Consider the following 23,363-nt stretch of genomic DNA (forward strand, 5'->3'; position numbering starts at 1 on the left):
CGGCTGGTGATGACAATAATGAGAGAGCAACTACAACCATGGCATTACTGACTGAACATGAGCAGCGCCAGGTCGCCGAGGCGATTGCCCGCGTGGAAAAAACCACCGACGCAGAACTGGTGACCGTACTGGCTGCCCGCGCCGATGACTACGCCTACATTCCGCTGTTGTGGGCCAGCCTGATCGCGTTGGTGGTGCCCGGTGTGGTGCACTACGTGTCGGGCTACCTGACCATGTACACCTTGCTGCTGGCGCAATGGGCGACGTTCATCGTGTTGTGCCTGGTGTTTCGCCTGCCGAAGGTGACCACCCACTTGATCCCGCGCTCGGTACGCCATTGGCGTGCGTCCAACCTGGCGCGACGGCAGTTCCTGGAGCAGAACCTGCACCACACCCTTGGCAGTACCGGCGTGCTTATTTTTGTCAGTGAGGCCGAGCGGTACGTGGAGATCCTGGTGGATGACGGTATCTCCAGGCATCTGGATGACAGCAGCTGGGATGCGATCGTCAAGGCGTTTACCCAGCAGGTGAAGCAGGGGCAGACGCTGGCGGGGTTTATCAGTTGCATTGAAGCCTGTGGCGAGTTGCTCAAGGTGCATGTGCCGGTGACCCAGCCTCGCAACGAGTTGCCCAATCGCCTGGTCGTACTCGAATAACCCGGGCAACACCGAACCCCTGTGTGAACGCCCATTCCTGTGGGCGCTGGCTTGCCTGCGATGCGGGCGCCTCGGTCCAACAGGCAAACCAGGGTGATGCCATCGCAGGCAAGCCAGCTCCCACCTCACCCAGTGTTCACATTTGAGGGGGCAGCTGATTGACCGTTGATCAAATAACTCCGTGCCCTGAAGCGCCATCCCCCCTAAAATGCCCGGCATTCCCTGCCCGAGGCGTTTTTGTTCATGTCTGTCACTGCTCAACCGGATCATCACGCCCAGTTCATCGAACTGCTCAGCGCAAGCCTCGCGCAGAACGCCTTTATCAAGCTGGTGCTGGCCAAGTACGTCGGTGAGGAAGCCGAGTTGCAGCGGCTGATCATCAAGCCGGTCACCGTCAAGGAGCAGGCGTGCCTGTCCTTCGTCTATCGCTACAAGACCCGCGATATCACCAAGAACTTTCCTTTGGCAGACGGCGTGGCGGCGATCGCCGAGCTGCTGCCGGCCCAGTTCAAGAACGCGCACCTGCTGTCACTGACCGACGAAGCCCAGCTGGAATACAGTAAGAAGAACAAAAGCTCGCTGTTCAAAAGCAAGCCGCAGCAACTGCGTGAAGCGCCTTCGGCTGAGCATAACCGCGAGAAGAACCGCTTCCTCGACCTGAGCCGGCCGTTCCTCGCCGACCTGGGTGTGACGGACGCTAAGCAGGCGCTGATCCCGTCGATGTCGCGCAAATGGAAGCAGATCAACAAATTCATCGAGGTGTTCAGCCATGCGCTGACCTCGTCACCCTTGAAACTGGACCAGCCGGTGCGTGTTGCCGACTTCGGCTCGGGCAAGGGCTACCTGACGTTTGCGATTCACGACTACCTGCGCAACACCCTCAAGGCCGAGGGCGAGGTGACGGGCGTCGAATTGCGTGAAGACATGGTGACCCTGTGCAACACCGCCGCCGCGCGCCTGGAGCACCCGGGGCTGGTGTTCAAATGTGGCGACGTGCGCAGCGTCGCACCCAGCGAGCTGGACGTGATGATCGCCTTGCATGCGTGTGACATTGCCACGGACTATGCGATCCACACCGGCATCCGCTCCGGCGCGTCGATCATCATGTGTTCGCCGTGCTGCCACAAGCAGATCCGCCTGCAGATCCAGAGCCCGGTGCTGCTCAAACCGATGCTGCAATACGGCCTGCACCTTGGCCAGCAGGCGGAAATGGTCACTGACAGTCTGCGTGCATTGTTCCTCGAGGCCTGTGGTTATGAGACCAAGGTGTTCGAGTTCATCTCGCTGGAGCACACCAACAAGAACAAGATGATTCTTGCGGTCAAGCGCGCCGAACCCTTGGACAATGCGCAGTTGCTGGAGAAAATCCAGGAGCTGAAGGCGTTCTACCACATCACCGAACACTGCCTGGAAACCCTGCTGCGCGCGGATGGCTACCTGAATTGAAGTGAACACGGTCCTCTGTGGGAGCTGGCTTGCCTGCGATAGCGGTGTGTCAGTCACCACCGCCATCGCAGGCAAGCCAGCTCCCACATTCAAATAGCGCTAGCCTTGGGGGCCGGCGCAGGCTGCACGGCCGTCTTGCGCCCCAGCATCACCGTCACGATCACCCCACACGCGAACAGCCAAGTGATCGGCTCGATATGTTCACCAAAGAACAACGCCGAAAACGCGATGGTGAAGAAAATCTGCAACAGCTGGATCTGGCTGACCCGCGCGATACCGCCCATGGCCAGGCCCGCATACCAGGCAAAGAAGCCCAGGAACTGCGAGAACAGCGATACATAGCCAAACGCCCACCACGCGCGCATCGACACCGCGCCTTGATGCTGCGCCGCCAGGTACCACACCGGGCCGATCAGCACGGGGGTCGAGAGCACCAGCGCCCAGCAGATGACCTGCCAGCCGCCCATCTCCTTGGCCAGACGGCCACCTTCGGCATAACCCAGGCCACCGACGGCGATCGCACCCAGCATCAGCAGGTCGCCGGCCTGGACACTGCCGGCCCCGGTGATCAGCGCATAACTCAACACCAACGCACTGCCCAGCGCCGCACAGGCCCAAAAGGCTTTTGACGGCCGCTCATGGGACAGCCACGCCGCATACAGCGCCACGCACAGCGGTTGCAGGCCGTTGACCAGCGCGCCGTGGGAGGCCGGCAAGGTTTGCATGGCCCAGGCCGACAGCACCGGGAAGCCGAGAATAACGCCTGCGATCACCAGGCACAGCCCGCGCACCTGACGCCAGGTGGGCCAGCGCTCGCGCCGCCACAGCAACAGCGCCGCAGCCGGGATTGCCGCGAACAGTGCACGGCCCAGGCCGTTGAGCAACGGGTGGATTTCCTGCACCACGATACGGGTGAAGGGCAGGGTCAGGCTGAAGATGATGACGCCCAGCAGGCCGAGGGCCATGCCAGTGTTTTCGCGCGAGCTCATGGGGAGTAACCGACATTCAGAGGGCTTCAAGGTCAGCCCATCTAGCCACATCCCCCGCCGATTGCGGGCCTACAGCTGGGTGCGGATTTATCCGTACAGTTGACGGTGGGAGGGAACTGCCGAGCGTTCGCGAGGCTGTGACGGGGGCACCGGCGTTTCACGGGAGCACCGGGTCGCCTGCATCGCGGGCAAGCCCGGCTCCCACATGGGCCGTGACCTTCTTCAGAAGAAGCGGGTAACGCTGACCTTAGCGTTGCGGCCTTCGCTGTAGGCGCGGTCGCCGCTGAGGGCTGGGCGGTAGTTGCGGTTGAACAGGTTGTCGACGGTGAAGTTGACTTCGGTACCTTTGAGCCCCGCCTGCTGCGGTTTCCAGCTGGCGAACAGGCCCTGAGTATCGTAGCTGGCGTTTTCATACTGGTCGTAGAAGCTGTCACCGGCCACGCTGTTGAGGCTGCTGGAATATTTATCGCTGGGCAGGCGGTCGGTCTTGCGCACGAATTGCCCTTGCCAACCCACCTGCGCGTCCCAGCTCGGGATCTTGGTCCCCAGCACCACCACCCATTTGGCCGGTGGAATATCGCGGGCCCACACATGGGTGCTGGTGGCCCACGGGTTTGTGTAAGGGTTGTCGCGTTTACCGGTGGCCCAGGAATAGGACAGGGAGCCGAACAGGTAAGTCGAGTCGTAGTAGCCCTCAACCTCGAAGCCCTTGATGGTCATGCCTCCGACGTTGCGATAGTTGGATTTGGCCGCCATGGCGCCGCCGCAAACCGTGTCGATAGTGCCCGGGACCGAGTTCTGCCGTTCACAGCCGATACCGGTCGCCTTGAAAATTTCGTCCTCGATACGGTTGTGGAACAGCGTGGTGCGCAGTTGCAGGTTGTCTTCGCGGCTGAAGACGCCGGAGAAGTTGGTGACGTTGCCCGCGGTGATCGCGGTGATGCGTTCGGGGTCAAGGTCGACGCTGGTGGCGGTTCGGCTGCCCACGCCTTGCACCTCGTACTGTTCGTCGATCACCGGAGCGCGCCAGGTTTTGTTCCAGCTGGCGAACATCGCCACGTCCGGCGTGATGTTCCAATAGGCCGCCAGGCGCGGCGACCAGCCGGTGTAGGTGCGGTTGCTGTAGTCATGCCCGAACGACGGGTTCGGGTTGCTGTAGTACGGCGCATCGTTGGCTTCGCCACGGTTGCGCACGTGGTCGTAGCGCAGGGATGGGGTGATGGTCACGGCGCCAATGGTCACGGCATCCTGAAGGTAGAACGACTGAGTGTCGACTTTGCCGTGGGGCATGAAATACGGCTGGAAGTGCCCGTAGTTATAGCGAGGCGTGTTGTAGGTGGCGCCGGGCATCCAGCTTTCGGTTTCACGGATGTGCTTGCGAATCTGTACACCACTGGTCACGGCGTGTTCCAGCGGCCCGGTGGTGAACAGGCTGATGTTGCGTGCTTCCAGGATCTTGTCGTTGTACGAGGTATCCATCTTGCGTCCGCCGGTGGCCAGGGAGAACGAGGCGTCTTCGTTGCGCTCATCGGTCTGGTCGGTATTGGACACGGAGTAGCTGAGTTTCAAGTCCACCCAGGGGTTGTCCAGTGGCTTGTATTCGTACTTGCCCGAGTAAGTGGTGTCGATGGTCTCGCGATCCGCCAGGAAGCGTTTGAGGGCGCCTTCGTAGCCGTAGCGATCAATGGCCGATTGCAGCGGCGGGGTTGGGTAGCTCTTGGCCGAGAAAGGCGTCCAGCGCTGGCTTCTCGAGCGCGAATAAGACAGCCCCATGCTGTGTTCGTCGGTGAAGTGCGCATTGAATTTGAACAAGGCGCCGTCGACATTCTGCGCGCTGTTGGGCAAGCGCTTAGGATTGATCGGGTACTCGTTGCGCGTGTCTGGCGGGGTGGCCGCCAGCTTCATGTCGCCGCCGTCGCGTTGGGTGATGTAGGCCAGGCCGTCGAAGCGAGCGTCGTCGGTACGGCCGTAGATGGCCGAACTGTAGACCTGTTCGTGATCGTTGCTGGAATAGCCATATTTGAGCATGGCGCCGGCATTGCGACCGTCTTCGAGCAAGTCCGGAGCGTCCTTGGTTTCCATGTGCACCGTGCCACCGAAGCCGCCGTTGCCGGTAAAGGCCGAATACGGGCCTTTTTCCACTTCGATGCGCTTGATCAGTTCAGGCTCGATGAACACGGTGCCTTGCTGGTAACGCTCGAAGCCGCTCTTGGTCGCGCCATCCACGGTCATTGGTATGTCTTCGGCCTCGCCCATGCCGCGAATGTTCATCGTCTGGCCACCCGGTTTGGGCGAGCCACCCATGAACACACCGGGCAGGGTTTGCAGCAGCGAAGGGATGTTGTTGGGCTGGTAGCGGTCGATATCGGCCTGGCTCAAGGTGGAGCGCCCGACGGTACTGGAGTCAACCTGGTTGCCCGTGCCGATCACGCTCAGGGCGTCCAGTTGTACGGCACCGCTGCTGGTGGTCTTGGCCTCTTCGGGCCTTACCACATAGGTGCTGCCGACCTTGATCAGGGTGAACTCACCATTTTTCAACAAGGTGCGAATCGCCACTTCCGGCGTGAAGTCACCGTTGAGTGAGGGTGCATGCACGTGCTTGAGCAACTCTTCGTCAAACAGCAACTGGATCTGGGCCTGCTGCGCCACCTGGCTCAGGGACGTAGCCAGCGCCTGGGCAGGCAGTTTGAAAGTCTCGGCGTGGGCGCTGAGGCTGAACGCCAGGCAGGTGGCGATGAGGCTCGGTCGAAGAAACAGGTGCGAAGCGTGGCAAGGCGCGCGAAACATGAAATCCCCCGGTGCGGCCAAATGGCCAAAAGGTGTGCGTATCAGATGCAGTCCGGAGGAAGACGGGGCAGGTAAAAGAATCCACACCTGCGAATGAAAAATATTCTCAAATAAGAAGCGGGTGGGATTATTTGCTCGGTTCGATTCTGACAATGCCGTCGGCCGAGGCCACGGTTTTCACTGGCAACAGCGCGGGCAGGGCATTGAGCAGGGCGTCTGGGTCATTCACATCCAGGTTGCCTGAAACCTTCAGGTGCGCCACGGCGTTGCTCACCTGCAGCGGTGCCTGGGGACGATACAGGCTCAACTCGTCGATCAGGCTGGCCAGTTCGCGGTTGCGAAACGACAAGTGCCCGCTGCGCCAGTCGGCGACTTCTTCAGCGGTGAGGGTTTGCTGTTGCAAGGTGCCCTTGGCATAGCTGTAGATCGCACGTTGCTGTGTACCCAGCAAGCTGACCGGGCTTTTTGCGTCTGGCTCGAAGGCGACCTGGCCATGGGCGACGCTGACCACCAGTTGTTGTGGGCTGCGGCGCACATCGAAGCCGGTGCCGACCACGCGCACACTGGCTTCACCTGCTTGCACGAACAGTGGCCGCTCCTTGTCGGCGGCGACGTCGATATACACCTGCCCTTTGTCCAGGTGCACGATGCGTTGGTACGCGGTGAAATCAACCCGCACGCGGGTGTTGGCGTTCACGTACAAGGTGCTGCCATCGGGCAGGTCCAGGGTGCGCATGCCTTTGGCATGGGCCGCCAGCTGGGTGTGATAGAGCTCGCGGGGAGCACCGATGTGAGTGGCGAGCACCGCACACAGCAAGGCGGCGGCCACGGCCAGGGCAGGGCGCCATGCCGACGGTTTGCGCTTGGGCAGCGCCACGGGTTTGTTCAATTGCTGCAACTGGGCCAGGTCCGCCCACAGTTGCTCGAATTCGGCATAGGCGCGCGCATGGGCAGGCTCGGCCTGCCAGGCAGCAAAGGCCTTGCGCTCGGCGCGCCCGGCCTCATTGCGATTGAGGGCAAACCAACGGGCGGCTTGGGCATCGATAGCGTCACTGTCTTCGATGTCCAGGACGTCGGTGTCGCTCAGGCGGTTCATTCTGGCTGCTCCGTGCCGGGTTCGTGTTGAAGGCGTCGCTTGCAATGCAGCAGGGCAAACGCGATGTGCTTTTCCACCATGCTGGTCGAAATGCCCATGCGCTCGGCGATCTGCGCCTGGCTCAAGCCTTCGAAGCGGTGCAGCATAAGGGCTTCTCGCCTGCGGGGCGAGAGTTCGGCGAGGACTTCTTTCAACTGTTCCAGGCGTTGCAAGCGTTGAGCGGCGGCCATGGGATCGTTTTGCTCGTCGGCGATCGGCTCGGCGTCCATTTCGGCCGGATCAAAGTGGGCGGTCTGTCGTACCTTCTGTTTGCGCCAGTGATCGCGCAGCAGGTTGCGCGCCATCTGGAACAGAAACGCCCGTGGCTGCTCGACCTTGGCCCGGTCGCGGTAGTCCAGCCACTGAGTAAAGACATCCTGGGTCATGTCCGCCGCGTCGCTGGCGTTGTCCGTGCGTTTGCGCAGGAAATACAGGATGTCTGTATAAAACCCGCGAAAGGCATCGGCCGACAACGGGTCGGGCTTGGGACGAGACATGGATATCCTTCTTGGCGAAGCACGACGTAGAAAAGTCGCGAATGATATCGAGAATTATTGTCATTTGTCTCTGGGTAAAAGAGGTATTCGGTCAAAATGTGGGCGCTGGCCTGCCTGCGATGCAAGCCCCCCGGTTGGCCAATTGCATGAGGGGACGCCGTCGCGGCGATGCATCGACCCCAAAACCAGCTCCCACCTAGCGCTTTTGTTTTAGCGCAGCAATGCCTGAAGTTGCTCGATCCCGGTTTCACTCAAAGGAAAAACCGGCAAACGCGGGTCGCCCACATCCAGCCCGGTCAAACGTAGCCCGGCCTTGATCGTCGCGGGCAACCCGCCCTTGAGGATGAACTCCAGCAACGGCAACTGGCGATAAAACAGGTCTCGCGCCTTGGCCAGGTCATTGCCCAATACCGCGTCATACAAATCCAGGTTGAGCTGTGGGATCAGGTTCGGTGCCGCCGTGCACCAACCCTTGGCACCCGCCGCGAAGGCTTCCAGCGCCAGTGGGTTGCAACCGTTGTAGAACGGCACGTCGCTCTGGCGATGCAACTGGTGCATGCGCTGAATATCCCCAGTGCTTTCCTTGACCATCGTCACGTTGGCCACCCGCTTGATGATGCGCAGAATCAAGTCCATCGACATGTCCGTACCGCTGGTGGCCGGGTTGTTGTAGAGCATGATCGGCACGCCGATGCTGTCACCGATCGCGGCGTAGTGGGCGAGGATCTCCGCTTCGCTGAGTTTCCAGTAAGACGTCGGCAGCACCATCACTGCATCGGCGCCATTGGCTTCGGCGTAGCGGGCGCGACGCACGGCTTTGGCGGTGGTCAGGTCCGAGACACTGACGATGGTCGGTACGCGCCGGGCGATCTTTGCCAGGCTGAAGGCACTGACTTCATCCCACTCGGCGTCACTCAAGTACGCACCTTCGCCGGTGCTGCCCAACGGCGCGATGGCGTGCACGCCGCTGGCGATCAGGCGGTCGATGGAGCGACCCAGGGCGTTGAGGTCGATGCGTTGGCCGTCGGCGCTGAACGGGGTGATGGTGTAGCCGATGATGCCGTGAATGGTTGGGCTGGACATGGAGAGTCTCCGGTCGGAAAAGGGTAAATCAGTTCAGGCAATCGGCGTGTTGACGCAGGTTCTGCCGGGCGTAGTAGTTGAATGCGGCGCCATGGCGCTTGGGCCGGGAGATCCAGTCATGGGCCTCGCGACCCAGCTGCGGCACGATCGGCTTGATGGTGCCGGCCGCCATCGCCAGCAACTGCAACTTGGCCGCTCGCTCGATCAACTGCGCGATCACGCAGGCTTCCTCGATACTCGCCCCGGTGGACAGCTGGCCGTGGTGCGAGAGCAGGATCGCGCGCTTGTCTCCCAGCGCCGTGGTGATGATTTCGCCTTCTTCATTGCCCACCGGCACACCCGGCCAGGCCTCCAGGAATGCGCAGTCTTCATACAGCGGGCACAGGTCCATATGGGACACCTGCAGCGGCACTTCCAGCATCGACAGCGCGGCGACGTGCGTGGGGTGCGTGTGGATGATGCAGTTCACATCCGGACGGCCACGGTACACCCAGCTGTGGAAACGGTTGGCCGGGTTGGGAATGCCGTGGCCCTCGAGGACTTCAAGATCCTCGTTCACCAGCAGCAGGTTGCTGGCGGTGATCTCATCAAAACCCAGGCCCAGTTGCTGCGTGTAGAACGTGCCCTGTTCCGGTCCGCGCGCGGTGATCTGCCCGGCCAGGCCGGAGTCGTGGCCATTTTCGAACAGGATGCGGCAGGTCAGCGCCAGCTTTTGCCGGTCGGTCCACGTATTATCCGCCAGGGTGTTTTGCATCTGGATCAGCGCTTGCTTGACCAGTTGGTCTTTTGGGAGTGCTAATGTCTTGGCCATATCGGTGTCCCTTGGGTGGTTCAATGGACGTCTGTTTTGCTGCTCTCCCGCTGCTCGCGAGGCCGTTGGGTCACTGCAAATGACACTAAAGATGCTATATGACACTTTGTGTCATTGGCAAGCACAGCTCATCGCTTATTGCCTGGATTAATCGCAGCGCATGTCTATCCGTTTGAAATTATTAAGAAAAAAACTTGGCGTTACCTTGGAGGCGCTGGCCGAAAAGTCGGGGATGACCAAGAGCTACCTGTCCAAGGTCGAGCGCGGGCTTAACACGCCGTCGATTGCCGCCGCGTTGAAACTGGCCAAGGCATTGAACGTGAAGGTCGAAGAGCTGTTCAGCGAAGACAGTGTCAGCCTCGACAGCTACAGCCTGGTGCGCAGCCATGAGCGGCCCGACACGTCACCGGGTTACGCGGTGCTGGCCCATCAGGTCAGCGAACGCAGCCTGCTGCCGTTCATCATCTACCCGCCGGCGGAATTCACCGACAAGACCTTCAAGGAGCACTTGGGGGAAGAATTCCTGTTCGTGCATGAAGGCCGGGTGGAGGTGGACTTCATGAGTGAGCGCGTGATCCTGGAGCGGGGCGATGCGCTGCACTTCAATGCGCAGAAGCCGCATCGCTTGCGCTCGGTGGGGCCGGTGCAGGCACAGTTACTGGTGGTGGTGCACAGCGCGGAAGAATGACCACGATGCAGGATTGAAATAGGGGCCAGTCTGGGAGCGAGCAGGCCCGCTCCCATATTGTGATCAGCGTTCGACAGGGACGGACAGGGCAGGATGACCCAATGGATGCGTGCGCGCCGCAAAGAATTTCAGTTCCACGCCAGCCCCCTCAAACAACTCCGAATACCGCCGCTTCTGCTGACGAATAAACCCATCGCTGCGCCCCGACACCGAGATCGCCAGTGTCGTCACATTGGCCTGGCGTATCGCATCCACCACGTGTTTATCCTGCGCCCCCAAGTCATGGCCGAAGATGCACAACGCGCCCTCATGGACCAGCAACTGCTCATAGCAAAACGACAGGTAATCCGAACTGCGGATGGTCTTGAGCTTCTCCTCCACCTTGCCCTCGCTGACGAACAGTGGCACGTCGTCGAGGGTCTTGAGGGTGTTGTTGATCGCGAAACTACTGAGCAAGGTGCTGTCGGTGGTCGGCAATTTGCGCGCGGTGCCGTCGAGGTTGCGCACCAGGTGCAGGCCGCCATGCAAATACAAAATGCGCGTGGCATCAGTGCGGGCGTCGCGCAGGTTGAAGCTGGCGTCGGCGCTGCGAAACAGGTCATCGATGCCGGGGGCATGCAGGATCGCCCAGTAGTTGAGCAGGTCGTAATTGGTGGTGAATACCGTGGGGTAATTCTTCAACTCATGGTTGATTGTTGCCAGCGTCGACGGTTGCACCAGGCGCCAGGGGATATGCACGGCGTGGATGGTGTTGATCAACGCTTCCTTGATTGCGTAGTAGCGATTGCGCGGCGCGGCCGAGCTGACCGCCAGGGCCTTGTTGACCCGGCTGGTGGTCTTCAATGCCCCCAGCGCCTGCTCGAAGCTACGGGTTTGCAGGGCATCGAACACGCTGAGTTCGGATTGGCTCAGGGGCTTTTCTTCGACGGTGCGGGCGTTTTCGAACAGCGAGTCGTAGGCAAAGTCTTCCCAAATCGTGCGGCTTGCGCCGTTGCCGATCAGAATCCCGCTGAAGTCGAGGGTCGCGCGCAGCGCGCTCCAGTCTTCAAGGTGGGCGTCAATATCCTGGAAATCCTTCATTGCGGCGGGTCTACTCGAAATCGGCTGGACGGTGACTTTATCACGGCTTGGTGTTGATCCTGATCAAGATGCGGCCGCTGGCGCAGGTTGATGCTGTAGGCATAAAGCCTCTGAGGATTCGCCATGAGCAGCACCTTCTTTATCCCCGCCGTCAACATCATGGGCACTGACTGCCTTGACGAAGCCATGAACGCCATCCGCAACTATGGTTTTCGCAAGGCGCTGATCGTCACCGACGCCGGCCTGGCCAAGGCGGGCGTCGCGAGCATGATCGCTGAGAAGCTGGCGATGCAGGACATCGACTCGGTGATCTACGACGGCGCCAAGCCTAACCCCAATGTGGAAAACGTCGAGAAAGGCCTGGCCCTGCTGCAACAGAGCGCCTGCGACTTCGTGGTGTCCCTCGGCGGCGGTTCGCCCCATGACTGCGCCAAGGGCATCGCTTTGTGCGCCACCAACGGCGGGCATATCGGCGACTACGAAGGCGTCGACCAGTCGAGTAAGCCGCAACTGCCGCTGGTGGCGATCAACACCACCGCCGGCACTGCCAGCGAGATGACGCGCTTCTGCATCATCACCGACGAAACCCGCCACGTGAAAATGGCCATCGTCGACCGCAACGTCACGCCGCTGCTGTCGGTCAACGACCCGGCGCTGATGGTCGGCATGCCCAAGGGCCTCACCGCTGCCACCGGCATGGACGCGCTGACCCACGCCATTGAAGCCTATGTGTCCACCGCCGCCACGCCGATCACCGATGCCTGCGCCATCAAGGCCATCGAACTGATCAGCGCCAACCTGCGCCTGGCGGTCCGCGACGGCAGCGACAAGGTCGCGCGGGAAAACATGGCCTACGCGCAGTTCCTCGCCGGCATGGCGTTCAACAATGCGTCGCTGGGCTTCGTGCACGCCATGGCCCACCAACTGGGTGGTTTCTACGACCTGCCCCACGGTGTTTGCAACGCGGTGTTGCTGCCCCATGTGCAAAGCTTCAACGCCAGCGTCAGCGCCAAACGCTTGAGCGACGTCGGTCGTGCGCTGGGCGCCGACATCAAGGGCATCACCGACGAAGAAGGTGCCCAGGCCGCCATCGCGGCGATTCGCAGCCTGGCCCACGACGTTGAAATCCCCGCCGGATTGCGTGAGCTGGGCGCCAAGTTGCAGGACATTCCCTTGCTGGCGACCAATGCGCTGAAGGATGCGTGTGGCCTGACCAACCCACGGCGGGCGGATCAGCGTCAGATCGAGGAGATCTTTCGCAGCGCGTTCTGATCGGCGCGGCAGCGGGCGACGCACACCGATGCGGCGCCCGCCAATGCCACACACAAAACCGCCAACGGCCATGCCTGCTGACTCACCAGTAGGCTCGCCACGCCGCCGACCAGCGCTGCCATCAACTGATGCATAAAACCACTCAACGCCATGGCGTAGGAGCCGCTTACGGGCGACTCATCGTTGGCGACCGACAAACTGATCGGGTAACTCATCGACTGCCCCAGCACTGCCAGGCAATACGGCAGCCACAGCAATAGGGCAAGCCCGCCAGCAAACACGCTGCCCAGCATCATCATGGCTGTTCCCACTAGAACCAGGGCCACGCCCCAGCCCATCATCTTCAGTCGCCCCGTGCGAGCCACGAAGCGATTGACCATCAATGCCCCCGCCAGATACGCCGCGCTGATTGGCCAACCCAGCCAGCCATATTGCGCCGCGCTCCACTCGAAACGCCCTTGCAGAATCAACGGTGCGCAGGTGTTGAACGCGATGATCACCCCATAACCCAGACCACCGGCCAAGGCTGCGTGCAGAAACGGCGGATGCCGCACAATCTTGGCGTAGATGCGCCAGGCGGATAGAGACGCCTCAGCCTTCACCAGTGCCGGGAACGTCACCCGCTGCAACACCAGCATCAACCCGACCGCGCCTATCGCCAACCCGTAGAAAATCGCCTCCCAACCGAAGATCACCTGCAACAACGAACCTGCGAATTGGCCGATACCCAAGGCGATCACAAAGGTCATGCCCAGCCACGACAAACCCTTAGCCAGCAGGGCACCGCTGAAACTGTCACGCACCAATACCCGCGCCATCACCGAGACACCGCCCGCGCCCAGCCCTTGAATCAGCCGTAAAGACAGGAAGGCTTCAATGCTGAACGCCAAAGGGATCGCCGCACTTGCCAGGGCATATACGGCCAGCGCCGCTGACAGCACAGGCTTACGCCCAAAACGCTCGCCCAGGCTGCCCCACAGCAGCATCGGCAATGCCATGCCGACCAAGTAGACCGCCAGGGCCAGCGCGACGTGGTCTTCGGCAGCAGGAAGGGCACGGGCGATGGCGGGCACAGCAGGCAGGTAGCTGCTGATGCCGACCTGGGCGAGGAAGGCGGCGCTGCAGGCCAGGGCGAGTGTGGTGGTATTGTTCAAGGGCAGTCTTTTCCTTTTTCAGCGGTAAGCTACAAGCTGCTAGTGTGTTTGTCTCCAACGTGCGGCTAATCGTTTGTAACCAAGGAACCAACCCATGAGAGTTCTGTTATTCGGCGCCACCGGCATGGTCGGCCAGGGCGTCCTGCGTGAGTGCCTGTTGGCGGCCGACGTCCAGGAAGTCGTCGCCGTTGGCCGCACGGCATTGACCCAGGAGCACGGCAAGCTGCACCAGGTGTTGCACGGTGACATGCTGGATTTCCAGCCCCTGGAAAACCTGTTGCAAGGGTTTGATGCGTGCTTCTTTTGCCTTGGCGTCTCATCGGCGGGGATGAAGGAAGCCCAGTACACGCACCTCACCTACGACCTGACGCTGGTCGCCGCGAGCACGCTGGCGCGGCTCAATCCACAGATGACGTTTATCTATGTCTCCGGCGCCGGTACAGACAGTTCCGAGGCGGGCAAATCGATGTGGGCGCGGGTCAAGGGCAAGACCGAGAATGCCTTGCTGCGCCTACCGTTCAAGGCCGTGTACCTGTTTCGGCCGGGGGTGATCCAGCCGTTGCATGGCGTGCGGTCCAAGACACCGTTGTACCAGTCGTTTTATTCGGTACTCGGGCCGTTGCTGTCGTTCGTGCGCCGGTTGAAACCGGGCTGGGTGGTGAGTACCGAGACGGTGGGCCGGGCGATGTTGCAGGCGGCCAGCCACGGCGCGCCGCAGCCCGTGGTGGAGCAGGCCGAGATCAACCGGCTGGCCAGCGAGCGTCGCTGATGTTGCACAAGAGCCTGGTGCGTCGCTTGGATCTGATCACGCTGCAGTTGTTTGTGGCGGTGTTCGAGGAGGGCACGCTGACCCGGGCCGCCAACCGTGAAGCCATTGCCGTGTCGGCTGCCAGCAAGCGCCTGATGGAGTTGGAGCAGGTGCTGGGCGTCAGCCTGTTCGTGCGGCGCGCCAAGGGCATGGACCTGACGGCGGCCGGCGAAACCTTGCTGCACCATGCGCGGCAGATGCTGTTCAACGTCGAGAAGATGGGCCTGGAGCTGGGCGAACACAGCCATGGCGTGCGCGGTTATGTGCGGATGCTGGCCAATCTGTCGGCGATCATTCAGTTTCTTCCGGAAGACCTGCGGGACTTTTCCGAACGGCACCCCGAAGTGAAGACCGACCTGGAAGAACGTCCCAGCAAGGGCGTGGTGCAGGGGGTACTGGATGGCGTGGCGGACCTCGGCATCTGCTCCAGTGACACCGACACCAAAGGCCTGCCCAGCGTGACCTATCGTCACGACAAACTGGTGGTGCTGATGCCGGCAGATCACCCGTTGGCGGCACTTAGAACCCTGGCGTTTGCTGAAACCCTGGGCAGCGATTACGTCGGCCTGCACGCCGCCAGCTCCATCAACATGCGCACCCACGCCGCCGCACGCGAGGCGGGCAAGATGCTGCGCCTGCGCATTCATGTGCCGGGGTTCGATGCGATGTGCCGCATGGTCCAGGCCAACATGGGCATCGGGATCTTGCCGCAGAAAGCCTATGAGTTGTTTGGTCGCGCATTGGGTTTGCATGCCGTGCCGCTGACGGACGACTGGTCGGATCGCAGCCTGATCCTGGTCGTGCGCGATGAAGCGCAGTTATCCCCGGTAAGTCGCCTGCTGTTCGACTACCTCAGCGGCCCCCTGTAGGCGGCCGCCTTGCCGGTTCCTACCAGTGCGTTCGCGTTTGGCGAACGCTTCTTGCCAACTGACGGTTGGATTTTCTGTGCACCGGCCCTCTAGTCTTTGCGTCATATTCCAAGAATAAGAGGTGCACCCCATGACGGCTCCCCTGAGCGGCATCAAGGTGATCGAGATCGGCACTCTGATTGCCGCGCCGTTCGCCGCCCGGCTGATGGCCGAGTTTGGCGCCGAGGTGATCAAGATCGAGGCCATGGGCCAGGGCGACCCGCTTCGCAAATGGCGAAAGCTGCACGAAGGCACGTCGCTGTGGTGGTACCTGCAATCGCGCAACAAGAAATCCCTGGCGCTGGATCTCAAGTCGCCCGAAGGCCTGGAGCTGATCAAGCAATTACTCGGCGACGCCGATGTGCTGATCGAAAACCTGCGCCCCGGTGGCCTGGAAAAACTCGGCCTCGGCTGGGACGTGTTGCACGCCCTCAACCCCAAGCTGACCCTGGTGCGCATCTCTGGCTACGGCCAGACCGGCCCCTATCGCGACCGCCCAGGTTTTGGTGCCATCGGCGAGGCCATGGGCGGCATCCGCTACACCACCGGCAACCCGGATTCGCCGCCGGCGCGAGTTGGTGTGAGCTTGGGGGACTCCCTGGCGTCGTTGCATGGCGTGATCGGCGCGCTGATGTCGCTGCTGCGGGTCAAGACAGGGCAGGGCGATGGGCAGATTGTCGATGTGTCGCTGGTTGAAAGCGTGTTCAACCTGATGGAAAGCCTGGTGCCGGAATACGACATGCTCGGCCATGTGCGCGAACGCAGCGGCGGTGCCTTGCCAGGCATAGCGCCCTCCAACACCTACCTGACAGCCGACGGTGCGTATGTGGTGATCGCGGGCAACAGCGACCCGATCTACAAGCGCCTGATGCACACCATCGGCCGCGCCGACCTGGCCGAGGCGCCCGAGTTTGCCCACAACGATGGACGCGCGGCCAAGAGCGGCCTGCTCGACGCGGCGATCACCCACTGGACCAGCAGCCTGCCTATCGACCAGGTGCTCAGCGCCCTTGAAGCCGCTGAAGTTCCTGCCGGGCGCATCTACTCCGTCGCGGACATCGTCAATGACCCGCACTACCAGGCGCGCGACATGTTGCTCAAGGCCGAGCTGCCTGGCGGTGTGTCGGTGAAGATGCCCGGCATCGTTCCCAAGCTGTCGCAAACCCCTGGTGGCGTGAACTGGCAGGGCCCGACCCTGGGGCAACACACCGACGAAATTCTCGGTAGCCTGGGCCTGGCCGGCGCCGATATCCAACGCCTGAAAACCGCGGGAGTGGTGCAATGATTGCAGACTATTCAGACCCCCTGATCGTGCAGGAAGTGTCCCCGCGCGATGGGCTGCAGATCGAGCCGACCTGGGTCGAGACGGCGGACAAGATCGCCTTGATCGATCAGCTGTCCCTCGCCGGTTTTTCGCGCATCGAAGCGGGGTCGTTCGTCTCCCCCAAGGCGATTCCAGCATTGCGTGATGGCGAGCACGTGTTCCAGGGCATCCAACGCAAAGCGGGTGTTATCTATGTGGCGCTGATCCCCAACCTCAAGGGCGCCCAGCGTGCCATCGAGTCCCGTGCCGATGAATTGAACCTGGTGATGTCTGCGAGCCAGACCCATAACCTGGCCAATATGCGCATGCGCTGCGAAGCGTCGCTGGCGGCGTTTGGCGATATTGTCAGCTTTGCTGCCGACCATCCGGTGAGGCTCAACGGCAGCATCGCCACCACCTTTGGCTGCCCGTTCGAAGGCAAGATCGACGAAGACCGCGTACTGCAGATTGTCGAGGCGTATCAGGCGCTGGGCATCCAGGGCATCAGCCTGGCCGACACCACCGGCATGGCCAATCCGCGCCAGGTGGGACGCCTGGTCAGGCGCGTGCTGCAGCGCGTATCCGCCCGTGACCTGACCCTGCATTTTCACAATACCCGCGGCCTGGGCTTGTGCAATGTGCTGGCCGCCTATGAGGCCGGTGCCCGTCGTTTTGACGCGGCGCTCGGGGGGGTGGGCGGTTGTCCGTTTGCGCCGGGGGCATCGGGCAATATCTGCACCGAAGATTTGGTCAACCTGTGCGAGGAGGTCGGGATTCACACCGGTATCGACCTGCCGCACCTGCTGCACATGTCCCGCCGCCTGCCGGCCCTGTTGGGCCACGAACTGCCCGGTCAAGTAGCCAAGGCCGGGCGCAATTGTGACCTGCACCCGCCGCCGGCCTACATCGCCGCGCTGTAGCACCACACCAGACAACAAAAACAAACGGGCGCCTGTGAGCAGCCCGCTGGAGAGAAACCATGAGCACTAATACGTTGGAGGCCGGCGCGCGCCCGGCCGCTGAAATCGATGCCGAAAAAGCCTTGGTCAGCAAGGTCGCGTGGCGCCTGATGCCGCTGATCATGGTGTGCTACCTGTTCGCGTTTTTTGACCGTATCAACATCAGCTTCGCCAAGTTCCAGCTGCAAGCGGACCTGAGCCTGAGCGACACCGCCTATGGCCTGGGCGCCGGGTTGTTCGTGGTGGGGTATGTGATCTTCGAAGTGCCGAGCAACATGATGCTGTACAAGGTCGGCGCGCGGCGCTGGATTGCGCGCATCATGATGTCGTGGGGGCTGGCGACGGCGGCCATGGTGTTTGTCACCGCGGAATGGCAGTTCTACGGCTTGCGCTTCATCATCGGCGCCATGGAGGCGGGTTTCGCGCCTGGCGTGCTGTATTACCTGACATTGTGGTTTCCGCAGCACTTCCGGGGGCGCATCACGTCGATGCTGTTCCTGGCATCGGCCTTCGCGGGCCTGGTGGGCGCACCGTTTTCCGGCCTGGTGCTGGAGCACCTCGACGGTGTCTTCCAGATGCGCGGTTGGCATTGGCTGTTCCTGCTCGGCGGCTTGCCGTGCATCGGCCTGGGGTTCCTGGTGCTGACCTTGCTCAAGGACCGCATCGAAGACGCCCATTGGCTGACGGCGGCGGAGAAAACCTTGCTGGCGAGCCGTATCGCCAAGCATGAGCCGAATCAGCACGGTGGCTCGCTGCTGTCGGCACTGCGCATTCCGGGCTTCTTGATGCTCGGCTTCATCTACTTCCTGATCCAGGTAGCGTCCTACGGACTCAACTTCTGGGCGCCGCAACTGATCCGCAGCGCCGGCACCCAGAGCCCGGTGATGATCGGCCTGCTCACGGCGATTCCTTATGTATGCGGCGCGATCAGCATGGTAGTGATCGGGCGTCTGTCGGATGCCACCGGCGAGCGGCGCAAGTTTGTCTGCGGCCTGGTGGTACTGGGGGCGGTGGGCTTCTTCAGTGCCGGCATCTTTGCCGACCACACGACCTTCCTGATCATTGCCCTGGGCATGTTGGGGGCGGGCATCATCGCCTCGATCCCGACCTTCTGGACCTTGCCTCCCAAGTTGCTGGCCGGTGCCGGTGCAGGCGCGGCCGGCGGGATTGCGGTGATCAATACCCTCGGGCAGTTCGGTGGCATTGTCAGCCCGGTGATGGTGGGGCGGATCAAGGACCTCACCGGCAGCACCACCCCGGCGCTCTATGTGATCGGCGTGTGCGCGCTGTTGGCGGCGGCGCTGCTGTTGTGGGGCTTGCCCCAGAAGTTGCGTACGCTCGACAAGGGCTGATCAGCCCGCGGTTGCCAAGGCGCGGGCCGGTGTAGCGCTGAACTGAATCAACGCTACGCCGCCGATCAACAACAACGCCCCCAGGACCCGGGGCGTTGTCAGTTGACGCTCCACCAGACCGAACAGGCCGAAGTGATCCAGCACCAGCGACGCGAGAATCTGCCCGGCCATGGCTAATGCGATAAACCCCGACGCGCCCAGTTTGGGCAGCAGCATCAACGCCAGTGAAATGAAGCACACGCCAAACGCGCCCCCCGCCCACATCCACAACGGGGCCTTACTGATAAAGGCCAGGCTCGGCAACGGCAGCCGTAACGCCATGATGACCGGCAGCAACACGATGATACTCACCAGCAGCGACGCCAGCGTGGCCCACAACGGGTGGCCAAGCCCGCGCCCAAGGTTGGCGTTGATCGCACTTTGAAACGGCACCACCGCTCCGGCGATGACCGCCAGCGCCAATAGACCCACCCAATGCAACGTCGTCATGTCGAATCTCCCAGAGGTTTTGCTGGACTCTAGGCTATTCGTCGCGCAAATTTAAATTCCAAGTTCTTATGCAGTGTATGCAGCTGATGAATGATCTTCGCCGCATCGACCTCAATCTGCTGGTGATTCTCGATGCCTTGCTCAGCGAGCAACACGTCACCCGTGCCGCTGAGCGTTTGCACCTGAGCCAGCCGGCGGTCAGCCATGCGCTGGCGCGTCTACGTGACCTGCTCGGTGATCCCTTGCTGGTGCGTCAGGGCGGTAGCCTGGTGCCGACGGCTCGCGCACTGGAGTTGGCTGCGCCACTGGCCGAAGCACTGGCCCAGGTACAGGCCTTGCTGGCGCCGAATCGGTTTGAGCCGGCCTCGGCCAAGCGCAGGTTTCGTGTGGCGATGTCTGACTACAGCGCGGCGATTTTCTTGCCCGACCTGGTGCGTAGGCTGCGCCGCGCCGCGCCGGGTATCGACCTGCAAATCATCCAGGCCAGCCGCGAAGGCATGGTGGATGGCGTGCTCAATGGCGATCTCGACCTGGCGGCGGGTGTCTTCCCCGACATGCCCGCCGAACTGCGTACTACGCCGTTGTTCGAAGAACACTACACCTGCCTGGTGGACCGCAACAGCCTGCCGGCAAGTGGTACATTGGACCTGCCCACCTACCTGTCGCGTCCCCATGTTTTGCTGGAAATGCGCGGCAGTGGCACCCCTGAAATCGAGCGGGCGCTGACGGCCATTCGTGAGCGTCGACACGTGGCGATCAGCCTGCCGCACTGGGGCGTGGCGCCGCAGTTGATTCAAGGCACCGACCTGATCCTCACCGTATCGTCACGAGGTTTACTGAATATTGATCACCAGCACTTGCTGGCCGTACTGCCGCCATTTCATATTCCGTCGTTTGCGTTTGAGCTTGCGTGGCATGCACGCCGGGGTGGGGACTCGGGGTTGCAGTGGTTGATCGGGCAGGTGCACGGCGTACTGCATGATTGACTATTTACCGCGACGAGACGGGTGGCTGGCGCTGTAAGGTATCCAAGACTTGCCCCGTTCGTCCGGGGGATCGTGAAAAGGGGATTTGCATGCTTTCAGGTTTCAATCACCTCACCCTCGCCGTCACCGATGTAGACCGCAGCGTGCGCTTCTACCATGAGCTGCTGCAACTTCAGCTCGATGCCACCTGGGAGGCCGGTGCCTACCTTTCACTGCCGGGTCTCTGGCTGTGTTTATCCCTCGACCCGCTGCGCGAAGCGCAACCGGTGGGCGATTACACCCATTACGCGTTTACAGTGGCGGCGGCTGATTTCAGCGCACTGGTCACTCGCCTGCGAGCGAGCGAGGTGCAGGAGTGGCGCGACAATCGCAGTGAAGGGGCCTCGTTCTATTTTCTCGATCCCGATGGCCACAAGCTCGAGGCCCATGTCGGCGACCTGGCCTCACGCCTGCAAGCGTGTCGCGCCAAGCCTTACGCCGGAATGAAGTTTTACCCGTAGCGCGGGAACGTGCAGAATCCCTCCACCGCTTAACCCTCAGTTTGAGTCGTGCCCATGACCCCATCTTTGCTGCTGGCCGTCCTCGCTTCAGGTTTCATCTACGGTATTACCCCGGGGCCGGGGGTGCTGGCTGTGTTTGGCATCGGCGCCGCGCGTGGCCGTCGTGCCGGCGCGGGGTTCCTGTGCGGGCATTTGCTGGGGGATGTGGTGTGGTGCTCGACGGCGCTGATCGCCATCGTTGGCGCGCGGGAAGTGGGCAGCAGTGCGTTTGATGTGCTCGGTGTGCTCAGCGGCCTGTATTTGTTCTGGCTGGGCTGGCGCGCGATTCGTACCCAGTGTCGCAGCAGCGATACGCCTCAGGGGGCCGCACGGCATCCGTTCTGGCATGGCATTCTGTTCGGCCTGACCAACCCCAAGGCGTATCCGGTGGCGGTGGCGACGTTCACGGCGTTGCTGTCCAGCCGCGCCGAATTGCTGACCTGGTCGATGCTGCCTTCGCTGATCGTCCTCAGTTTCGTTGGCGGCCTGCTGGCGTATGCGATTCTGATCGGTGTGGTCGGCGCACAGCGGGTGCGCACGGTGTATCAACGCCATGAAATCCTGATCACCAGACTCTGCGGCGTGATGTTCATCGGTTTCGCCATCAACGCTCTGGCGCACGCGTTGCCGGGCCTGTTTGGCAGCAAACCCGCCTGACTCGTCGATGACCGTTCGTCGCACTGGCGAGTTTTTTCTAAACCTTTGCCGCCCTGAAAATTCGAATTCAGGGCGGGGTGTATTCCCCCGCACCTATTTTTACCCTGGAGGAACCCATCATGAGCCGCATGGCTATCCGGTTACGCACCGCCAGTTTCGCGATGCTGCTGGGCCTCGGCGCCAGCAATGCTTTCGCCCAGTCGCCTGCTGAATTCATCGAGCAGGCTTCGGCCAAAGGCATGGCCGATATCGAAACCAGTCGCATGGCCCACGCCAAGACCTCGTCCCAGGAAATCAAGGACTACACCATCGAGGTGATCAACGAACGCACCCTGGCCAACCAGCATCTGGCGGCCATCGCCAAGAAGCTGGACCTGCCTGTGGCACCCCGCGAGAAGATCGTCGACAAAGCCGAAACCTTGATGCCCGAACTCAAGGACGGCGACTCCTTTGATGCGGCCTACACGGCGCAACAAGTGAAGGAAAACGAAGACGCGATCGCCCTGTTCAAAAAGGAAGGTGCGGCGTCGGATGTGCCTGAAATAAAAGCCCTGGTGGATGAGACACTGCCCAAGTTGGAAGAGCGTCTGCAGAAGGCCCGCGCATTGGCATCGACCTACGGCAAAGGTCACCAAGGCGACGGTTGAGTCCGTCACGTGCACTGAAAAACGGCGGTTGGATCTTCTCCAACCGCCGTTTTTTCATGCCTTGTTCAGATCGGTTTTGATCGGCGCCGAATCGTCGGCGTGCTCGCCGCAACTGCTGTTGAGACTGACGCTGCCCATCGCGCCAATACTGCGGTATTCCTTGCGCAGTTTCTCCAATTCTTTACGGTCGAGTCCGTCCAGGCTCAGCACGGCATTTTGCGCATCCTTGGACACGCGCAGCAGCTCATCGATCTTGATGTGCAGGATGTCGTTGTCGCGGTTCTGCGTGTTCTGGATCAGGAACACCATCAAGAACGTGATGATGGTGGTCGAGGTATTGATGATCAGTTGCCAGGTGTCGTTGTAGTGGAAATAGGGCCCGCTCAAGCTCCACGCCAGGATCAATGCCACCGCCGCATAGAACGTGCGCGGGCTGCCCGCCCAACGGGACAGGGATTGGGAGACTGCGGAGAATTTCATGACCTTTTTCCTTTGGGGGGGGGGTGATGAAATAATGGACCGCAGGGGTTCTTTGAAATTTCTTTTTACATTTGCGCGGATAAACGAAGGTGTACGTTTTTGTCGTCGGCGACCTCAAAAGGCCAGTACCGCCTGGCCCGCGCCTTCCAGTGCGAGTAGATATTGCTTGGCTTCCAGCCCTCCGGCAAACCCGGTCAACCCGCCCGACGCACCAATGACCCGATGGCACGGCGCAATGATTGATATCGGGTTGCGCCCGTTGGCGGCACCCACTGCGCGGACGGCTTTCGGGTTGCCGATCTGTTGCGCGATCTGGCTGTAGCTGCGGGTTTCGCCGAAGGGAATGGTCAGCAGCGCCTGCCAGACCTGCTTTTGAAAGTCGGTGCCGGAGAAGTCCAGTTCCAGCTCGAATTGGTCGCGGGTACCGGCGAAGTACTCCTTCAACTGGCGTTCGGTTTCCAGCAGTACCGGGCTGTCGTTGGCCTCGTGCAACTCACCCAGTCGGACGCGATTGGCGCGCTCGGTTTCCCACAGGACGGCGCCAAGTTTGCCGTGACGCGCCACCAGCGTGAGCTGGCCGACGGGGGAGGGCATGAGCTTGTATTCGTAAGGCATGGGCGGGCTCCTGAGGCGGGGT

Annotated in this window: 24 protein-coding genes; 13 read left to right on the forward strand and 11 right to left on the reverse strand. The window is 61.6% G+C overall.

Translation table 11 applies throughout. The features are described from left to right. Positions 1 to 38 precede the first annotated feature (38 nt). On the forward strand, positions 39 to 656 hold the full coding sequence (locus tag CQ002_RS24500) for a TPM domain-containing protein (RefSeq protein ID WP_034104033.1): 618 nt from the start codon (positions 39 to 41) through the stop codon (positions 654 to 656). Positions 657 to 899: 243 nt separating this feature from the next. Beyond that, positions 900 to 2,102, forward strand: coding sequence for an SAM-dependent methyltransferase (locus tag CQ002_RS24505; protein ID WP_105161777.1), 1,203 nt, complete (start codon positions 900 to 902; stop codon positions 2,100 to 2,102). Positions 2,103 to 2,191: 89 nt separating this feature from the next. On the opposite strand, the gene CQ002_RS24510 is transcribed toward CQ002_RS24505, so the two are convergent. The 6 genes from CQ002_RS24510 to CQ002_RS24535 form a co-directional block, all read right to left on the reverse strand. After that, positions 2,192 to 3,091, reverse strand: coding sequence for a DMT family transporter (locus CQ002_RS24510; RefSeq protein ID WP_034104036.1), 900 nt, complete (start codon positions 3,089 to 3,091; stop codon positions 2,192 to 2,194). A gap of 222 nt (positions 3,092 to 3,313) precedes the next feature. Next, on the reverse strand, positions 3,314 to 5,878 hold the full coding sequence (locus CQ002_RS24515) for a TonB-dependent receptor (protein WP_105161778.1): 2,565 nt from the start codon (positions 5,876 to 5,878) through the stop codon (positions 3,314 to 3,316). Between the two features lie 127 nt (positions 5,879 to 6,005). Continuing rightward, positions 6,006 to 6,974, reverse strand: a complete 969-nt coding sequence (locus CQ002_RS24520; RefSeq protein ID WP_034104038.1) for a FecR domain-containing protein — start codon at positions 6,972 to 6,974, stop codon at positions 6,006 to 6,008. Beyond that, positions 6,971 to 7,510: an RNA polymerase sigma factor gene (locus CQ002_RS24525; protein ID WP_034104040.1), complete on the reverse strand. Its 540-nt coding sequence runs from the start codon at positions 7,508 to 7,510 to the stop codon at positions 6,971 to 6,973. The genes CQ002_RS24520 and CQ002_RS24525 overlap by 4 nt, the downstream gene beginning before the upstream one ends. 210 nt (positions 7,511 to 7,720) lie before the next feature. Beyond that, positions 7,721 to 8,593, reverse strand: a complete 873-nt coding sequence (locus CQ002_RS24530; RefSeq protein ID WP_098465943.1) for a dihydrodipicolinate synthase family protein — start codon at positions 8,591 to 8,593, stop codon at positions 7,721 to 7,723. Between the two features lie 28 nt (positions 8,594 to 8,621). Next, positions 8,622 to 9,404, reverse strand: a complete 783-nt coding sequence (locus CQ002_RS24535; protein ID WP_034104044.1) for an aldolase — start codon at positions 9,402 to 9,404, stop codon at positions 8,622 to 8,624. Between the two features lie 160 nt (positions 9,405 to 9,564). On the opposite strand from CQ002_RS24535, the gene CQ002_RS24540 reads away from it, so the two are divergent. Then, positions 9,565 to 10,092, forward strand: coding sequence for a helix-turn-helix domain-containing protein (locus tag CQ002_RS24540; protein ID WP_034104046.1), 528 nt, complete (start codon positions 9,565 to 9,567; stop codon positions 10,090 to 10,092). Positions 10,093 to 10,155: 63 nt separating this feature from the next. Here CQ002_RS24540 and CQ002_RS24545 read toward each other — a convergent pair whose 3' ends face one another. After that, positions 10,156 to 11,172: a DUF4917 family protein gene (locus CQ002_RS24545; RefSeq protein ID WP_105161779.1), complete on the reverse strand. Its 1,017-nt coding sequence runs from the start codon at positions 11,170 to 11,172 to the stop codon at positions 10,156 to 10,158. Between the two features lie 123 nt (positions 11,173 to 11,295). Between CQ002_RS24545 and yiaY the strand changes: the two genes are divergently transcribed. Further along, positions 11,296 to 12,444, forward strand: a complete 1,149-nt coding sequence (gene yiaY, locus CQ002_RS24550; RefSeq protein ID WP_098465945.1) for an L-threonine dehydrogenase — start codon at positions 11,296 to 11,298, stop codon at positions 12,442 to 12,444. On the opposite strand, the gene CQ002_RS24555 is transcribed toward yiaY, so the two are convergent. Then, positions 12,411 to 13,598: an MFS transporter gene (locus CQ002_RS24555; protein ID WP_105161780.1), complete on the reverse strand. Its 1,188-nt coding sequence runs from the start codon at positions 13,596 to 13,598 to the stop codon at positions 12,411 to 12,413. The two genes, yiaY and CQ002_RS24555, sit on opposite strands and share 34 nt — an antisense overlap. Positions 13,599 to 13,692: 94 nt before the next feature. On the opposite strand from CQ002_RS24555, the gene CQ002_RS24560 reads away from it, so the two are divergent. The 5 genes from CQ002_RS24560 to CQ002_RS24580 all read left to right on the forward strand — a co-directional run bounded on the left by CQ002_RS24560 (position 13,693) and on the right by CQ002_RS24580 (position 18,928). After that, positions 13,693 to 14,367, forward strand: a complete 675-nt coding sequence (locus CQ002_RS24560) for an NAD(P)H-binding protein (RefSeq protein ID WP_105161781.1) — start codon at positions 13,693 to 13,695, stop codon at positions 14,365 to 14,367. Further along, a complete protein-coding gene (locus CQ002_RS24565) occupies positions 14,367 to 15,275 on the forward strand; it encodes a LysR family transcriptional regulator (RefSeq protein ID WP_105161782.1) in 909 nt (302 codons plus the stop codon). Before CQ002_RS24560 ends, CQ002_RS24565 begins: the two co-directional genes overlap by 1 nt. Positions 15,276 to 15,405: 130 nt before the next feature. Next, entirely contained in the window at positions 15,406 to 16,599 is a 1,194-nt protein-coding gene (locus CQ002_RS24570; RefSeq protein WP_105161783.1) for a CaiB/BaiF CoA-transferase family protein, read from the forward strand. Further along, positions 16,596 to 17,537 carry a hydroxymethylglutaryl-CoA lyase gene (locus tag CQ002_RS24575; protein WP_105161784.1) on the forward strand — a complete coding sequence of 314 codons (942 nt, stop codon included), beginning with the start codon at positions 16,596 to 16,598 and terminating at the stop codon, positions 17,535 to 17,537. Before CQ002_RS24570 ends, CQ002_RS24575 begins: the two co-directional genes overlap by 4 nt. A 59-nt stretch (positions 17,538 to 17,596) precedes the next feature. Then, complete coding sequence (locus tag CQ002_RS24580) at positions 17,597 to 18,928, forward strand: MFS transporter (protein WP_034104059.1); 1,332 nt, start codon at positions 17,597 to 17,599, stop codon at positions 18,926 to 18,928. On the opposite strand, the gene CQ002_RS24585 is transcribed toward CQ002_RS24580, so the two are convergent. Further along, positions 18,929 to 19,417, reverse strand: coding sequence for a DMT family transporter (locus CQ002_RS24585; protein ID WP_034104061.1), 489 nt, complete (start codon positions 19,415 to 19,417; stop codon positions 18,929 to 18,931). It lies immediately after the preceding gene. A 68-nt stretch (positions 19,418 to 19,485) separates the two neighbouring features. Here CQ002_RS24585 and CQ002_RS24590 point away from each other — a divergent pair, with 68 nt between their 5' ends. The 4 genes from CQ002_RS24590 (at position 19,486) to CQ002_RS24605 (ending at position 22,246) form a co-directional block, all read left to right on the forward strand. Further along, positions 19,486 to 20,403: a LysR family transcriptional regulator gene (locus CQ002_RS24590; RefSeq protein WP_069022249.1), complete on the forward strand. Its 918-nt coding sequence runs from the start codon at positions 19,486 to 19,488 to the stop codon at positions 20,401 to 20,403. Positions 20,404 to 20,492: 89 nt separating this feature from the next. After that, entirely contained in the window at positions 20,493 to 20,903 is a 411-nt protein-coding gene (gene fos, locus CQ002_RS24595) for a fosfomycin resistance glutathione transferase (RefSeq protein ID WP_105161785.1), read from the forward strand. Between the two features lie 54 nt (positions 20,904 to 20,957). Continuing rightward, positions 20,958 to 21,599, forward strand: coding sequence for a LysE family translocator (locus CQ002_RS24600; protein ID WP_105161786.1), 642 nt, complete (start codon positions 20,958 to 20,960; stop codon positions 21,597 to 21,599). A gap of 119 nt (positions 21,600 to 21,718) precedes the next feature. Continuing rightward, positions 21,719 to 22,246 (forward strand): DUF4142 domain-containing protein, encoded by a 528-nt coding sequence (locus tag CQ002_RS24605; protein ID WP_005785958.1) that lies wholly within the window; start codon positions 21,719 to 21,721, stop codon positions 22,244 to 22,246. 54 nt (positions 22,247 to 22,300) lie between these two features. Here CQ002_RS24605 and CQ002_RS24610 read toward each other — a convergent pair whose 3' ends face one another. Together CQ002_RS24610 and CQ002_RS24615 are read right to left on the reverse strand one after the other, a co-directional pair. Then, the gene (locus CQ002_RS24610; protein ID WP_034104070.1) at positions 22,301 to 22,726 is read right to left on the reverse strand and encodes a low affinity iron permease family protein; all 426 of its coding nucleotides are present in this window, start codon (positions 22,724 to 22,726) and stop codon (positions 22,301 to 22,303) included. A 114-nt stretch (positions 22,727 to 22,840) separates the two neighbouring features. Beyond that, positions 22,841 to 23,341, reverse strand: a complete 501-nt coding sequence (locus tag CQ002_RS24615; protein WP_034104072.1) for a methylated-DNA--[protein]-cysteine S-methyltransferase — start codon at positions 23,339 to 23,341, stop codon at positions 22,841 to 22,843. Positions 23,342 to 23,363: the final 22 nt, after the last annotated feature.

Source organism: Pseudomonas sp. MYb13 (assembly GCF_002980075.1).
In the GTDB taxonomy this organism is placed as follows: Bacteria; Pseudomonadota; Gammaproteobacteria; order Pseudomonadales; family Pseudomonadaceae; genus Aquipseudomonas; species Aquipseudomonas lurida.